This is a genomic window from Pseudomonas putida (genome assembly GCF_028682175.1).
GTDB lineage: Bacteria > Pseudomonadota > Gammaproteobacteria > Pseudomonadales > Pseudomonadaceae > Aquipseudomonas > Aquipseudomonas putida_AD.
Genome location: NZ_JANHKS010000005.1, coordinates 179,466 through 194,444, shown reverse-complemented (window position 1 = coordinate 194,444; position 14,979 = coordinate 179,466). Strand labels below are relative to the sequence as shown.

The 14,979-nt window shown below is 63.7% G+C and carries 14 protein-coding genes and 2 pseudogenes; 14 read left to right on the top strand and 2 right to left on the bottom strand.

The window, feature by feature from the left end; genetic code table 11:
- Window positions 1–54 precede the first annotated feature (54 nt).
- The gene (locus tag NPS29_RS06165) at window positions 55–744 is read left to right on the top strand and encodes a response regulator (protein ID WP_274131366.1); all 690 of its coding nucleotides are present in this window, start codon (window positions 55–57) and stop codon (window positions 742–744) included.
- On the opposite strand, the gene NPS29_RS06160 is transcribed toward NPS29_RS06165, so the two are convergent.
- A complete protein-coding gene (locus tag NPS29_RS06160; protein ID WP_274131365.1) occupies window positions 741–1,799 on the bottom strand; it encodes a patatin-like phospholipase family protein in 1,059 nt (352 codons plus the stop codon). The two genes, NPS29_RS06165 and NPS29_RS06160, sit on opposite strands and share 4 nt — an antisense overlap.
- A gap of 177 nt (window positions 1,800–1,976) precedes the next feature.
- Between NPS29_RS06160 and NPS29_RS06155 the strand changes: the two genes are divergently transcribed.
- The 6 genes from NPS29_RS06155 (at window position 1,977) to NPS29_RS06130 (ending at window position 8,121) form a co-directional block, all read left to right on the top strand.
- Window positions 1,977–2,255, top strand: a complete 279-nt coding sequence (locus NPS29_RS06155; protein ID WP_166595210.1) for a hypothetical protein — start codon at window positions 1,977–1,979, stop codon at window positions 2,253–2,255.
- Between the two features lie 284 nt (window positions 2,256–2,539).
- Window positions 2,540–3,457, top strand: coding sequence for an AAA family ATPase (locus NPS29_RS06150; RefSeq protein WP_274131364.1), 918 nt, complete (start codon window positions 2,540–2,542; stop codon window positions 3,455–3,457).
- A complete protein-coding gene (locus NPS29_RS06145) occupies window positions 3,427–4,410 on the top strand; it encodes a DUF58 domain-containing protein (protein WP_274131363.1) in 984 nt (327 codons plus the stop codon). The genes NPS29_RS06150 and NPS29_RS06145 overlap by 31 nt, the downstream gene beginning before the upstream one ends.
- Before the next feature lie 13 nt (window positions 4,411–4,423).
- Entirely contained in the window at window positions 4,424–6,427 is a 2,004-nt protein-coding gene (locus NPS29_RS06140) for a transglutaminase TgpA family protein (RefSeq protein WP_274131433.1), read from the top strand.
- Between the two features lie 20 nt (window positions 6,428–6,447).
- Window positions 6,448–7,227, top strand: coding sequence for a CHAD domain-containing protein (locus NPS29_RS06135; protein ID WP_274131362.1), 780 nt, complete (start codon window positions 6,448–6,450; stop codon window positions 7,225–7,227).
- Between the two features lie 99 nt (window positions 7,228–7,326).
- The gene (locus tag NPS29_RS06130; RefSeq protein WP_274131361.1) at window positions 7,327–8,121 is read left to right on the top strand and encodes an acyl-CoA thioesterase; all 795 of its coding nucleotides are present in this window, start codon (window positions 7,327–7,329) and stop codon (window positions 8,119–8,121) included.
- Window positions 8,122–8,177: 56 nt separating this feature from the next.
- Here NPS29_RS06130 and NPS29_RS06125 read toward each other — a convergent pair whose 3' ends face one another.
- Window positions 8,178–8,399 (bottom strand): hypothetical protein, encoded by a 222-nt coding sequence (locus NPS29_RS06125; RefSeq protein ID WP_274131360.1) that lies wholly within the window; start codon window positions 8,397–8,399, stop codon window positions 8,178–8,180.
- A 967-nt stretch (window positions 8,400–9,366) separates the two neighbouring features.
- Between NPS29_RS06125 and NPS29_RS06120 the strand changes: the two genes are divergently transcribed.
- The 7 genes and pseudogenes from NPS29_RS06120 to NPS29_RS06095 all read left to right on the top strand — a co-directional run bounded on the left by NPS29_RS06120 (window position 9,367) and on the right by NPS29_RS06095 (window position 14,979).
- Window positions 9,367–9,567 (top strand): MbtH family protein, encoded by a 201-nt coding sequence (locus NPS29_RS06120; protein ID WP_081569556.1) that lies wholly within the window; start codon window positions 9,367–9,369, stop codon window positions 9,565–9,567.
- Window positions 9,568–9,610: 43 nt separating this feature from the next.
- Entirely contained in the window at window positions 9,611–10,597 is a 987-nt protein-coding gene (locus NPS29_RS06115) for a TauD/TfdA family dioxygenase (protein ID WP_425312453.1), read from the top strand.
- An 11-nt stretch (window positions 10,598–10,608) separates the two neighbouring features.
- A complete protein-coding gene (locus tag NPS29_RS06110) occupies window positions 10,609–11,442 on the top strand; it encodes a formyltransferase family protein (protein WP_274131358.1) in 834 nt (277 codons plus the stop codon).
- Window positions 11,443–11,472: 30 nt separating this feature from the next.
- The gene (gene fhuF, locus NPS29_RS06105; protein WP_274131357.1) at window positions 11,473–12,231 is read left to right on the top strand and encodes a siderophore-iron reductase FhuF; all 759 of its coding nucleotides are present in this window, start codon (window positions 11,473–11,475) and stop codon (window positions 12,229–12,231) included.
- 88 nt (window positions 12,232–12,319) lie between these two features.
- Window positions 12,320–13,144, top strand: a pseudogene (locus NPS29_RS28815) (cache domain-containing protein); the annotation flags it as partial.
- Between the two features lie 342 nt (window positions 13,145–13,486).
- Window positions 13,487–14,002 (top strand): annotated as a pseudogene (locus NPS29_RS28810) (methyl-accepting chemotaxis protein); the annotation flags it as partial.
- 227 nt (window positions 14,003–14,229) lie between these two features.
- Window positions 14,230–14,979 (top strand): gluconate 2-dehydrogenase subunit 3 family protein, encoded by a 750-nt coding sequence (locus tag NPS29_RS06095; protein WP_274131355.1) that lies wholly within the window; start codon window positions 14,230–14,232, stop codon window positions 14,977–14,979.

Genomic DNA, 14,979 nt, shown 5'->3' with positions numbered 1-14,979 from the left:
CCGCCGGCAAGCCGTGCTGCTACGGGTCCCAAGTGACTATTTAACAGGACAACCATGAGCCAGACGGCAACCATTCTGGTGATCGACGATGAACCGCAGATTCGCAAGTTCCTGCGCATCAGTCTCGCCTCACAGGGTTACAAAGTGCTGGAAGCCGGCACCGGCAGCGACGGGCTGAGCCAGGCGGCGCTGAACAAGCCCGATCTGCTGGTGCTCGACCTGGGCCTGCCGGACATGGACGGCCAGGACGTGCTCAGCCAGTTCCGCGAATGGTCGGCAGTGCCGGTGCTGGTGTTGTCGGTGCGCGCCAGTGAAGGGGAAAAGGTACGGGCGCTGGATTCAGGCGCCAACGACTACGTGACCAAGCCGTTCGGCATCCAGGAGTTTCTGGCGCGCATCCGGGCCCTGTTGCGCCAGGCGCCGGACACCGGTCAAGCCGAGTCGGCGCTGGTGATCGGTCCGCTGACCGTGGATCTTGCCTATCGGCGGGTGATGCTCGACGGCAACGAAGTCGCCCTGACCCGCAAGGAATACGCAGTCCTTGCGCAACTGGCGCGGCATCCGGGGCGGGTCATCACCCAGCAGCAACTGCTCAAGGACATCTGGGGGCCGACCCACGTGGAGGATACCCATTACCTGCGCATCGTCGTCGGCCACCTGCGCCAGAAACTCGCCGATGACCCGACCGCGCCCCGCTTCATCGTGACCGAGGCGGGGGTAGGGTATCGGCTGATTTCGGCCTAGTGCTCGCGCTCGTACCGATCCAGCGTATCCCGGGCAATTTCACGCCCCAGCGCGATCAGCTCCGGGGCCTTGTAGAACTCGAAGAAACGGCAGACCCGCTTGGGCACGTTGATCAGGATGTCGGGCGGGTAACCGGCGATCTTGTATTGCGCCAGTGACGTCTGCATGACCTCGAAGCTCTGGTTGATCAGGTCCAGCAGTGAGGCGGGGCCGACGTTATCGATGATCACCGCGCCGCTGGCCGACTTCGGCGCGCCGGGTTCGGTGGGGGCCGCCGCCGGCTGTTGGCCCTGAGGATTGGCCGACTCGCCTCCCGCGCCAGGCCAGGGATCCGGCAGCACGGCGGCGGTGGCCTTGAGGCTGTCCTGCTGCAGCCGCAACACATCGCCACCGCCGACCTCCAGCTTGCGCCGGAATGGCAGGTGCGAGCCGATGGAGGCGATCAGGCTGTCGAAGCGTTTCTTCACTGCCGGCGGGCGTTCGATCACCGGGAGCTGATACTGCTTCTGGTTGGTGGAGTTGAGGTTGACCGCCACGATCAGGTCGCAGTGGCTGGAGACCACCGGCACGATCGGCAAAGGGTTGAGCAGGCCGCCGTCCACCAGGGTGCGGTTGCCCTGGACCACCGGGGTGAAAAGCGTGGGGATCGCCGCCGACGCGCGCATGGCCGCATGCAGATTGCCTTCCTGGAACCAGATTTCCTGCTGGTTGGTCAGGTCGGTCGCGACGGCGGTGTAGGGAATGCGCAAGTCCTCGATATTCACCTCGCCGACGATCTCGCGAATCTGCCCGAACACCTTCTCCCCGCGAATCGCCCCCAGACGAAAGCTCACGTCCACCAGACGCAGCACGTCCAGGTAATCGAGGCTTTCGATCCAGGCCCGGTACTGCGGCAATTTTCCGGCGGCGTAAATCCCGCCGACCACTGCCCCCATCGAACACCCGGCGATGCAGGCGATGTCATACCCGCGCCGCTCCAGTTCCTCGATCACCCCGATGTGCGCATACCCCCTGGCACCGCCGGACCCCAACACCAGCGCTATTCTTTTTTTCATTGGCAGGTCCCCCGTTGCAGTGCTTCTACCCTACGCCCAAGCCTGCCGCGAATCATCAGGTGTTTGTATAACCCGTGCGACATAAAACAGATACTCTGCGACGCGCCGTTATGGCACTTTTGCATCGCCGCACCGTCCAACTCGCAATGTCGATTTCCATTGTTGAGGTAACACCCGATGAAAGCCTGGATCTGCCTGCCATTGCTCGCCCTTGTTCTCACAGGCTGCGCCGGTAAAACCGCCTACCGCGACAGCTGCGCCACCAATCTGGACGCTGCCTGGCACGAGCTGGACCTGGCCAAGGCCGAAGGCTTTGCCGGTACCGTCAGTTACTCCAAGGCCCTGTCGTTGCTGACCGGCGCCAAGACCCAGCAGCAGTTCGAAGCCTTTGAAGGCTGCAACGAGAAGGCCGAGAAAGCGCGCTTCTACATTCGCGAATCCCGCGCCGGCCGCTGAGTTCGGATAATGATCGTTCCCACGCTCCGGCGTGGGAACGATCATGTGACGCTCCGCGTCACGGGGCGCGGAGCGTCCCCGGCGGCATCCCCACGCAGAGCGTGGGGACGATCAATGCCATGGAACGCTTCGTTCTTGCCGCTCTGCCTCGCCCATGTGCAATAAATCCATCCCCAATCCCATCCCGCTCTGGCGAAAAGGCCTACGCTGATTTTAAAGTGGCTGTACGCTAGGTCTTTTCTGCGGTCCTTGAGCCGTGAGCAGTCGCCTGGGGAGGCTTTCCAATGGGCAGAAAACTCGATCTGTGTCTGAACGCGATCAACGAGGTGGTACTGGGCAAGGAGCCTCAGGTGCGATTGGCCCTGACCTGCCTGCTCGGCGGGGGCCATCTGCTGATCGAGGATTTGCCCGGCATGGGCAAGACCACCTTGAGCCACACCCTGGCCCGGGTCCTGGGCCTGAGCTTCCAGCGCATCCAGTTCACCTCCGACCTGCTGCCGGGCGACATCCTCGGTACCTCGATCTTCAACCGGGAAACCGGGCAGTTCACCTTTCATCCGGGGCCTATCTTCGCCGAACTGGTGCTGGCCGACGAGATCAACCGGGCCACCCCCAAGAGCCAGAGCGCATTGCTCGAAGCCATGGAGGAAGGGCAGGTGACCATCGAAGGGGCAACCCGGCTGCTGCCTGATCCGTTTTTTGTCATTGCGACGCAGAACCCGTTCAGCCAGGGCGGCACCTTTGCCTTGCCCGAGTCGCAACTGGACCGTTTCCTGATGCGCCTGTCGCTGGGCTACCCGGCGCGCTCGGCGGAAAAGGCGCTGTTGCAGAGCGAATCCCGCCGCGAGCTGCTGCCGCGCATCGAACCGATCATCGATCACGGGCAACTGGCCGCCTTGCAGGAAGAGGCCCGGCGGGTGCGGGCCAGCGATGCGCTGATCGACTATGTCCTGCGCCTGGTGGACGCCACTCGCAGCCAGCCGCAGTTTGCGTACGGGCTGTCGCCCAGGGCCAGCCTTGCGATTCTGTCGGCGGCGCGGGCCTGGGCGTTGTTGATCGGTCGTGATTACGTGATACCTGAAGACGTCCAGGCGATCCTGCCTGCGGTGATCGGCCATCGCTTGCGCGATCGTACCGACCCCACCGGGCATGGAGGCGGGGCGTTGGTCCAGTGGCTGCTGCGCGAGGTGCCGGTGCTTTGATCGAACAGTTCAAGCCGCTCTGGCAGCGCTGGGTGGGACGCCGTATCCCCCCGGCCTCGCGGATCGAGCTGAATCACCGTCGAATCTTCATACTGCCGACCCGGGTCGGTGGCACGTACGCATTCGTGCTGGTGTTACTGTTGCTGGTGTCGATCAACTACCAGAACAGCCTGGCCTACGGCCTGACATTCCTGATGCTGTCGGTGGGCATCCTCGCGATTCTGCACACCTACCGCAATTTCACCGGGCTGGTGCTCAGTGCAAGCAACGCCCGCTCGGTGTTCGTCGGCGAGCCGGTGCAACTGCGCCTGCGCCTGGAGAGTGCCGGCAGCGGCCATCATGCCATCGCCCTGGGCTGGGACACCGAACAGCTCGAACAGGCCGACGTCGCTGCCCATAGCCAGCAGGAAGTGGCGCTGACCCTGCCTGCGATCAACCGCGGCTGGCTGCGGGCGCCGCGCCTGCGGGTCGAAAGTGTGTTTCCGCTGGGCATCTTCCGCGCCTGGAGCTGGCTGGACCTGGAGCAGACGGTGTTGATCTACCCGCGCCCGGTGCCCGGCAGCATGCCGTTGCTGCAAGGGGTGCAACCTCATGCCGAGGACGACGGCCAGGCCACGCGCGGGGAAGGCGTCGACGATTATCAGGGCCTGCGCCCGTGGCAGGCCGGCGATTCGCTGCGGCGCATGCACTGGAAGGCGTGGTCCCGGGGGCAGGGGCTGATGGTCAAGGAGTTCACGGACCTGTCGGGCCACGATTTGTGCCTGGATTTCATGGCGCTGGGCGGCGATATCGAAGAGCGCCTGTCGCGCTTGTGTTACTGGGTGCTGGAGCTGTCGCAACGCCAGCAGCCGTTCGCCCTGCGCCTGCCGGGCTTCCTGTCGGCGGTGGACAGCGGCGATGCCCATCGTGAAGCCTGCCTGCGCCAGTTGGCGCTGTACGGCGTGCGGGCATGAGGGGCGCGCGGCCATGACCCTGGGCAATCTTGCCAAGCCCATCCCCAGGACCAGCCTGAACTGGCTGCTGATTGCCCAGGCACTGGTCATCGTGCCGTTTTCCCTGCACGTTCCCGTTTCCTTGATCGTGCTGTGGCTGGCCTGCACCTTCTGGCGCATCCAGATCTTTCGCATGCGCGTGCGCATGCCCGGCAACTGGGTCAAGTCCGGGTTGCTGGTGGGCACGGCGGGCGGCATCTTCCTGGCCCGAGGCAGCCTGGTGGGGCTGGACGCGGGGGCGGCGTTGCTGATCGCGGCGTTCATCCTGAAAATGCTGGAAATGCAGACCCGCCGCGATGCCCTGGTGCTGATTTTCCTGGGGTTCTTCTGCGTGTCGGTGGGGTATCTGTTCGAGGATGCCCTGCTCTGGGGACTGTTCACGATTCTGCCCATCGTCACCCTGCTGGCGGCGCTGATCGGCTTGCAGCAGTCCGGTTTTGCCAGCAAGCCGGCGGACACCCTGATGCTGTCGGGCAAGCTGGTTTTGCAGGCTGTGCCGCTGATGTTGCTGCTGTTTCTGTTCTTTCCGCGCCTGGACCCGCTGTGGTCGCTGCCCCAGCCCAGCAACAAGGCCCTGACCGGTCTGTCCGACAGCATGGCGCCGGCCGATGTCACCGAGTTGAGCAAGTCGGCTGCGCTGGTGTTTCGAGCCAGTTTCGAGGGGCCGGTGCCACCACGCGATCAGCAATACTGGCGCGGCCTGACCCTTGAACAGTTCGACGGACGCCGCTGGTCCCAGTCATCCCGGGCCCAGGTGCCCGATGCGCCGGACTGGCGCCGCGATGGCGAAAAGGTCAGCTACAGCGTGGTCATGGAGCCGACCGGCAAACCCTGGTTGATGACCCTGGATGTGGGTGAGACGGACCTTGCCGGGGTGCGCCAGATGAGCGATTTCCGCTGGCAGCGCAGGCGGCCCATCGACCAGTCGATCCTCTACACGGTCAACTCCTGGCCTGACGCCGTGCGGGAAACCACCCTCAGCGACGGCGCCCGTTCCCAGGACCTGCAGCTGCCGGCGAAGGTCAACCCCGAGGCCCGGGAATGGGCGGCCGACCTGCACCGGCGCTACCCTCAGCCCGACAGGCTGGTTGACGCCGTGCTGTCGAATTTCGCCGAACAGCCGTTTCACTACACCCTCAAGCCGCCGGCGCTGGGCCCCAACAGCATCGATGACTTCCTGTTCGGCAGCCGCTCGGGGTTCTGCGCGCACTACGCGGGGGCGATGACCTTCGTGCTGCGGGCTGCCGGCATACCGGCACGAGTGGTGGCGGGCTATCAGGGCGGGGAGCTGAACCCTGACGGAAATTACATCAGCGTGCGTCAGTTCGATGCCCACGCCTGGGTCGAATACTGGCAGGCGGGTGTGGGCTGGCGCAGCGTCGACCCGACGGCGGCGGTGGCACCGGCGCGAATCGAACAGGGACTGGAACAGGCACTGGCCGCTGACGAGGAATTTCTCGGTGACTCGCCGATGTCGGCCCTGCGCTACCGCCATCTGGCCTGGCTCAACGCGATCCGCATGAGCTGGGATAACCTCAACTACGGCTGGCAGCGCTGGGTACTTGGCTATCAGGGGCAGCAGCAGTTGCAGGTGCTGGGGCGCTGGTTCTCCGGGTTTCACGCGCCGGTATTCGCGGGCGGCGCCGTGGCGATCCTCGGCTTGCTGGCGCTGTGGGTGTTCAAACCCTGGCGGCGGGAAAGCGATTCGCAGTTGCGGCTGTTCAACGCATTCGAACGACTGCTGGCCCGCCATGGTCTTAAACGACAGCAGGGCGAAGGTGCGCAGGCGTTCGCCCGACGCGCGGCCCTGCGTTTTCCCGCGCAGGCCGAGGCCATCGAAGCGTTCGCCCGGGAATTCGAAGCCCAGCGGTACGCCGGAGTTGCAGGCTCGGTCGGGCATTTACGCCGACGTTTGAAATATCTACGCCGTAGCCTGCCCTGGCGCCTGTCGGCGGTCAGAGACAAGCCGCGGTCATGAATGAATAAAGGAGTGGTTCGATGTCCTCAATGGTCGATCATCTGGTCGCCGAGATTCTCAGTCTCAACGTCAAGTTGCTGGCCTGTCACGCACGGCTGGCCGCGTCGACGGACAGCGAAGCGCTGCACGATCTGCGCACCACCGTCAGGCGTCTGCGCAGTGTATTGCGCCCGCTGCGCGGTCTGCCGGGGATGGATCAGGTCGAAGAGGCGGCCAAGGGCGTCGGTGACCTGACCACGCCGCTGCGGGACATGCAGGTGCTGGCGGCCTTCCTGCACAAGCAAGGCATGCACGAGCCTGCCCGCAAACGCACGCACTATCTGGACACGGCCTGCCCGCAAGTGGCCACCAGCGCTGAACTCAATCGCCTGCTCGGCGTGCTGGACCAGTTGCCGTCGTTCCTGCGTGCCCAGCAACGCCATGGCCTGCTCAAGAAGCTGCGTCAGCGGATCGAGAAGCGCATGGACAAACAGTGGAAGAAGCTGCGCGAGGCGATGGCCGACCCTGCCCATGACCGCCATCGCCTGCGCCTGCTGATCAAGCGGGTGCGCTACGCCGCCGAGGCCTACCCTGAGCTGAGCCATCAGCCTGACGGGATGCAGAAGCGCCTCAAGTCGGCCCAGGGCGCGCTGGGCGACTGGCACGATCACTTGCAGTGGCTGGCCCAGGCCGAAGAACAGAAGGACCTTGCGCCCTGTGTGGCCGGGTGGGAATTGGGGATTCTGCGTGCCGAGGAGAAATCCGACAAGGCGCTGGATCGCCTGTTTCATGCCTGCTTTGGCGAAAAGCCCGCCCACTGATCCCGATCAGGCCGCAGGATTGGCAGTTATGAGCCCTGTCCTGCGCCATCGGCCTCGCTAACATCCGGAAAACCCTGTCGTCCGCCTCCAGGAGTGCGCATGAAATTTTCCGAATTACTCGATGCCGTGCGGGATAACCCGGGTAACGTTTCCATCCCCGCTGCCTGGGGCCAGGGCCGTTCCTGTTTCGGTGGCCTGATGGCGGCGCTGCAGTTCGAAGCCATGCGCGCCAGGGTTGCGGCTGACCGGCCTGTGCGTTCCCTGGCGATCTGCTTTGTCGGGCCGCCTGCGGTCGATGTGCCGATTTCCTTCGAGGTGGAGATTCTGCGTGAGGGCAAGGCGGTCAGCCAGGTGCTGGGCCGGGCGGTGCAGAACGGCCAGACCGTGACCCTGATCCAGGGCAGCTTCGGCGCGCCGCGTGAATCGACGATCGCGGTACGGGCCGAGCCCGCGCCGTCGTTCAAACCGGTGCAGGATGTACCGGCCTTTCCGTTCATCCCCGGTGTCATGCCCGAATACCTGCGCTTCATCGAAATGCGCTGGGCGCTGGGCGGCTTTCCCTATTCGAACACGCCATCGCCCGCCATTGGCGGCTACGCGCGCCTGCGCGACGTGGAAGAAGAACCGCTGACCGAGGCGCATCTGTTGGCCCTGGTAGACACCTGGCCGCCAGCGACCTTGCCGCACCTGAGCAAACCGGCGCCGGGCAGCTCGCTGACCTGGACCATCGAATTCGTTCAACCCTTGCCGGCCATGACTACCCATGACTGGACGCAATATCGTGCGGTGATCGAACACGCGCGAGACGGTTACGGCCATGTGGCCGCCGCGTTGTGGACGCCGAAGGGGGAGTTGGTGGCGATCAGCCGCCAGACGGTGACGGTGTTCGGATAGGTATGATGTGCTGAAGAAGGGCCGATGAGCGCTGCTTCGAGACCCGCCCCGAGACCCTACTGGCCTCGGGCTTTGATGGCCTGCGCCGCAATCAGGCCCAACACGCCGATCCCCGCCGACGTCACGCTGGCGTTCAACGCGCCGTCGAGCAGCAGCAGACCCGAGACGATGGACAACGGGAACGCCATCGACGACAGCACCAGATTGGATGACAGGCCGGATTTGTTCACGGCCGAGAAGAAATCGTCGAGGTGCAGGTTGGTGATGAACTTGGGCATGATGCAGGCCTCCATGGACACTGAATAAGAACTGTTTTCGATGGATTCAGAATAGGCCCGCCAGCCCATCGCGGCGAATGGAGGTTTGCTATCGCCGCGATAGGGGGCATGGGTTTAGCCAATCGCATCGGCCCCACCTCCCGTAGCAGCACGGCTTGCCGGCGGGGCGATTTCGGGGCCGCCGACGCCGGCAAGCCGGACTGCTACGGGTGTGGTCACCTCAACCTTGTAGGAGCGCGCTTGCCCGCGATGGCGTCCGGAAGACCGCCGACGCCGACAAGCCGGACTGCTACGGGTGTGGTCACCTCAACCTGTAGGAGTGAGCTTGCCCGCGATGGCGTCCGGAAGACCGCCGACGCCGGCAAGCCGGACTGCTACGGGTGTGGTCACCTCAACCTGTAGGAGTGAGCTTGCTCGCGATGGCGCCTTTGAGATCGCTCCCGCCGGCAAGCCGTGCTGCTACGGGATGGGATTCGACCAAAGATTTTGATCTTGCTTTTGATCTTGTGCGCGATGGTGCAGGCGCCGCCGAATGCGACGTTAAGGCGCCAGGCCGAGCGCAGGTGTCGTGGAGGGGGATGAGCGGCAGGAAGCCGCGAAAGCCGTGCGGGCCAGGGACGGCCCATCACGGCGTGCCCACGGAACGGCGCCGGAGTCGAGGGAAGTCCGAAGGACCCTAGCCAGGAGCAAATGGTTTGCCTACTTTCCCGGAAGAAAGTAGGTCGCCCGTAAGGGGCGAAACCCTAAGCTAAAAACCCCCGCGAAAACGGATATACACCCGACCTCAGCGTTGCAAGAAGACGCGGAGCGTCAGACAACGCATTCCCACGCGGAGCGTGGGAACGATCATAACCAGCGGGATTTCCGCCGATTTTTTGAAAGAACCACTAATCATCCCGCCCCCTCAATCGTCTTCTAGATAACGCCTCCTGCACGTAGGCGATTTCCATCTGAAGAGGTTTTGCGTATGAGCTTTGACGGCGAAAACACCCAGTTCCGGGTCGTGATCAATCACGAAGAACAATACTCCATCTGGCCTGACTACAAGGCCATCCCCGAAGGCTGGAAAAGCGTTGGCGTCGAAGGCGACAAACAGACCTGCCTCAACTACATCGAAACCACCTGGACCGACATGCGCCCGCTGAGCCTGCGCAAGGCCATGGCCTGAATCAGACAAACCCATTTGCCTGCGGAGCGACCTGCCCATGAACATGAGCATGCTCACGCCACACCAGCTCCACCTCGAAACCGGCTTTCCGCTGCGCGTCTACCCAGGCCAGGCGGATGCGTCGCTGGCGGCGCAATTCCAGTCCCTGCGCGGCGTGGTCGACCGGATGCTCGAACGCGACGGTGCCATCCTGTTCAGCGGTTTTGACAGCGAAGGCGTCGAAGGCTTCCAGCGTTTCGCCGCAGCCTTCGGCCACCCGTTGCTCAACTACGAGTTCGGCTCGACCCCGCGCAGCAAGGTCGGTGGCAAGGGTGTCTACACCTCCACCGAGTACCCCGCGCACCGCTCGATCCCGCTGCACAACGAACAGGCCTACACCACTGAGTGGCCGATGCGTATCTGGTTCTACTGCGCCAAGGCCGCAGCCAGTGGCGGCGAGACGCCGATTGCCGACAGCCGCGAAGTGTTCCGCCGCATCGACCCGGCGCTGCGCAAACGCTTCGAAGAGAAGCGCCTGATGTACGTGCGCAACTACGGCAACGGCCTGGACCTGACCTGGGAGCAGGTGTTCAACACCGAGCAACGCAGCGAGGTCGAAGCCTACTGCCGCAAGCGCGGCATCCAGTACGAGTGGACCGAGGACGGCGACCTGCGCACCCGCGAGCAGGTCCAGGGCGTGGCGCAACATCCACGCACCAGAGACTGGGTCTGGTTCAATCAGGCGCACCTGTTCCACCTCTCCAACCTCGATCCGGAAATGCAGGAAATCCTGCTGGACACCGTGGGCGAGGAGGGCCTGCCGCGTAACGTCTACTACGGCGACGGCAGCCCGCTGGAAGACGACGCCCTGGCGCAGATTCGCGGCGTGCTCGCGCAATGCGAGGTGGTGTTCCCCTGGCAGACCGGCGATGTGCTGATGCTCGACAACATGCTCGTCGCCCACTCGCGCAAGCCCTTCAGCGGCGAGCGCAAAGTGGTGGTCGCCATGGCCGAAGGCGTCAACGGTCACACGCTGCACAACACTCCATGAGTTCGAAATCCATGCAAAAAACCAAGCTTGTGTACGTCTGGTCGTTGCGCAACGGGGCGGCCGACAAGGCCGGTCAGTATGTCGACTACCACGGCGAGAAACGCTACATGAAGTCGCCCCTGGAGTTCCTGGTGCAGGCGCTCAACGACACGCCGCTGGGGGATTACTACTCCCTGGAAGCGGTGATCTGCGACGACAACCCGCAATCGCCCCGCGACCGGGAAAACATCAGGGAATACGGCTTCGCGCCGGGGCAGGGCGAGCACTGGTTCTATCCTGCCGGGCTCAAGGTGCAGGGGCGCCTGGTCAATGACCTGCTGGAAAACGTGCCATCCACCTACCGTGCCCTGCCTCTGGGCGACACGGGCCGTCCGGCGGGCAAGTCGGATTTCGAGCGTCGTCTGGGCGAGCGGCTGCATGCCCTTGAAGCGGAGGTCGTGGTGCTCGATGGCCTGCTGGTGATCCTCGATGAACTGGTGCGTCCCGGTGCGGATTTCCATCGGCGTATCGTCAACATCCATCCGGGCATCACCCGCCTGGAATCGCCCTACGAGCGTCGCGGCGCCTACGCCACCCTCGACGCGCTGTACGGCGCCAGTGGCAAGAAGGTGATCGACTGGAAGACCCGCGAAACCGTGGACATCCCGGTGGTGGACATGACCGGCGCTTCGTTCCATTACGTCGATAACGGCATCGATTCGGGCGAGGTGATCTTCGACGTCCTCGACACGCCCATCGCCCCCGACGACACCATCCTGGAACTGCGCTGGAACAACTTCAACAACAGCCTGTTCCCGGCGCTGGAGCAGGGGTTGCTGGTGCTGGCGCGGCGTCAGCCTCATTAACGGTCGAACCACACAAACGGCGCCAGCGCGATGATCCCCGCCCTGGCGCCGTTGTTCATTGCCGAGTTCGCCCATTACCGCGATGTGCTGGTGCTGAACGACGACCCGCGCGAGGGGATTCCCCTGCGCACTTTGCTCGACCCCGAAATTTTCGATCAGGTGCTCGACCGCTTTGGTGCGCACTACGCCGGGGGTGACCGACGCGGTCTGGCGTCGATCTGGACCAAGTACTATTTCATCAAGCTGATTCCGCCCGTGGTGGCCGCTTCGCTGGTTCTCGGTCACCGGCTGCCATTGCACCTGGAACGGCTGCAACTGGTGCTGGACGAGCAGGGCATGCCCCAGGCCTTCAAATTGCCTGACGCCGGCCAACGCTGGGCGTCGACACCCACGGATCCCTTCCAGCGTTTCGAAGACCTCATCGAGGGCCATTTGCGTCCCTTCATCGACGGCGTCGCCGGGCGTGTGCGCGTCTCGCCCAAAGTGCTGTGGAGCAATGCCGGCAATTATTTCGAGTGGTTGCTGGGCGTGCTTGCCGCTGGCGTTCCACACGCCGACCTGGGCCACGGCCACGAACTGCTGGCCGCGCCGACCCAGCCTGACGGCACGCGCAACCCGCTGTATCAGCCGGTGCGCTACGTCAAAGTGATCGGACAACATGGCCTCAAGCGACAGCGTCGGGTGTGTTGCGTGCGCTATCTGGTAGGGGGGCTCGAGTACTGCGAGAACTGCCCGCTGCCCGCCCGTGAACGCCGGCTTGAGTGCGCCCTGATTAAATCTGCCAACTGATTGGCGTCAATTTGCCATCAATTTATTTCAAGATGTACGATCACCGGCCGATAGGGGATCACCACACGACCAGGAGGTGATTCGTCTCATGAAGCTGACCGTCAAAAGCAAGCTGCTCTGTCTTGCCATCGTTCCCGCGTTGCTGTTCGCCCTGATTCTCAGTGGCGTGGCCGCATGGATGTTGCAAAACAGTGCCAATCAGGAAATGAAGGAAACCCGTGAGCAACTGGTGGAACGCAACCGCCAGGTGCTGAAAAACTATGTCGATGTCGCGCTGACCACCATCAAGCCGCTGCATGACGCGTCTGCCAAAGGCGACATGGCCGCGCGGGACAAGGCGCTGGAACTGCTCAAGCCGATGAAGTACGGCGAGGACGGTTATTTCTTCGGCTACGACACCAAGGGCGTGCGCATCTTCCGGGGCGACAGTCCGGCCGGTGTCGGCAAGAGCTTCTGGGACACCCGCGATCCCGATGGCTCGTATCACTACCAGACCTTCGTCGAGGTCGCTAAAAACGCAAAGCATTACATCGACTACGCGGCGCCCAAGCCGGGTGACGAAGCGGTGCAGGTGCCCAAGCTGGGCTACACCGTGTTCCTGGACAAGTGGGACATGGTGCTGGGCAGCGCGATCAACATGGACGACATCGACGCGGCCATGGTGCTGGAACAGCAAGCGGTGACCAGCCGTACCCGCAGCATTCTGGCCAGCGTGTTCGTGGTGACCCTGATCCTGCTGCTGGTGACCGCTGCTGCCGGTGTCTGGACTGCCAACGGTATCGTGCGTCCGCTGCGTATTCTCAAGACCAACCTGGATGACATCGCCGCCGGCGACGGCGACCTGACCCACCGTCTGGTGGTGACCAGCCGCGACGAGTTGGGTGATCTGGCCGTGTCGTTCAACCTGTTCGTCGACAAGATCCACGCGATGGTCCGGCAGATCGCGCAGATGACCACAGATCTCGCAGGCCTGGTGGACCAGGCGACGCAGCAGACCCAGCGTTCCGAGGTGGCCATGCAGCGCCAGCGCGAGGAAACCGATCAGGTGGCGACAGCGATTCACGAGATGTCCGCCGCAGCCCAGGAAGTGGCCCTCAGCGCTCAGCGTGCCGCCGAAGCCGCCAGCGAAACCGACCAGCAAGGCCAGGCCGCGCGCAAGGTGGTGGGCACCAGCATCACCGGCATGAGTTCGCTGGTCGATGACATCCGCTTGAGCGGCACCAGTCTGGACAACCTGCAACAGGACGTGCGCTCCATCGTCTCGGTGCTCGACGTGATTCGTTCGATTGCCGAGCAGACCAACCTGCTGGCGCTCAACGCGGCCATCGAGGCGGCACGGGCCGGTGAAGCCGGGCGTGGTTTTGCCGTGGTCGCCGACGAGGTTCGCGCGCTGGCCAGCCGTACCCAGCAGAGCACCCAGGAAATCCAGGGCATGATCACCCGCCTTGAAACAGGCACCCATGCCTCGGTCGCGGCCATGCGCCGTTCCACCGAAGCGGGCGAGGGCGCCAACCAGCAGACCAACGAAGTCGGCGTCTCGCTGGACTCCATCTCGGGCCTGATCGGCACCATCAATGCCATGAACGCGCAGATCGCCAGTGCCGCCGAAGAGCAGACCTCGGTCGCCGAGGAGATCAACCGCAGCGTGCACCAGATCGCCGGCGCCGTGGAAAACCTCGCCGAGGAAACCGAGCAGAGCGCCCGTACCATGCGCGACGTTTCGGCACTGGGTAACAACCTCAGCGTGCTGGTAGGGCAGTTCAAGATTTGATGAATCGTTTAACCCGTCCCTGCTCGTAGCCGAGGGCGGCAATAGCTGGTTTAGTAACGCCCAATTGCTTAGCTATCTAATGATTAGCTGGCAATCGAATCTTCCGTCGCGGAGGCTGTGCAAGCCTTCGCGTATGGGCGATGCACAACGAGAGCCACGACAAGAGGCCGTAACACCCCACAAGAAAAACGCAGCACACCCGTGTTCAGTCCGAGGAGTAAAACCCGATGTTCGATGACGACACGTCACCGGCGCGGCGCGATTTCCTGCGCAAGTCGTTGACCCTTATCCCCGTTGTAACCCTGGCCAGTGCCGGCCTTCCCGGCACCTCCTTCGCGCAGACGCCGGCAAGCGACGCCGCCCAGGCCGCGCAACCGGTCGCCCCGGCAGTGCCCGGCGACTACAAGCCGACCTTCTTCACCCCGCAGGAGTGGGCCTTTCTGATCGCCGCCTGTGACCGGCTGATCCCGTCGGATCACGTCGGCCCCGGCGCCGTCGAGCTTGGCGTGCCGGAGTTTCTCGACCGCCACATGCAGACGCCCTACGCCAACGGCGGTATCTGGTACATGCAAGGCCCGTTTCTGGAGGCCGCGCCCGAGTTCGGTTACCAGGGCCGCCTGAACCTGCGCGAAACCCTGCGCATTGGCATCAAGTCCATGGACGAGAGCTGCAAGAGCACCTTCTCCGGCAAGGTCTTCGCCGAGCTGTCCCATCCGCAGCAGGAAGAACTGCTCAAGGCCGCCGAGAGCGGCAAGCTTGCGCTGCAGGACATCTCGTCGAAGTTGTTCTTCACCAATCTGCTCAACGAGGTGCGCAACGGCTACTTCGCCGATCCGTCCCACGGTGGCAACAAGAACATGGGCGCGTGGAAGATGATCGGCTATCCGGGCATGCGCGCCGATTACATGGACTGGGTCACGGTGCGCGACAAGCCGTATCCATTGCCGCCAGTCGATCTGGCCGGACGGAGGGGCTGA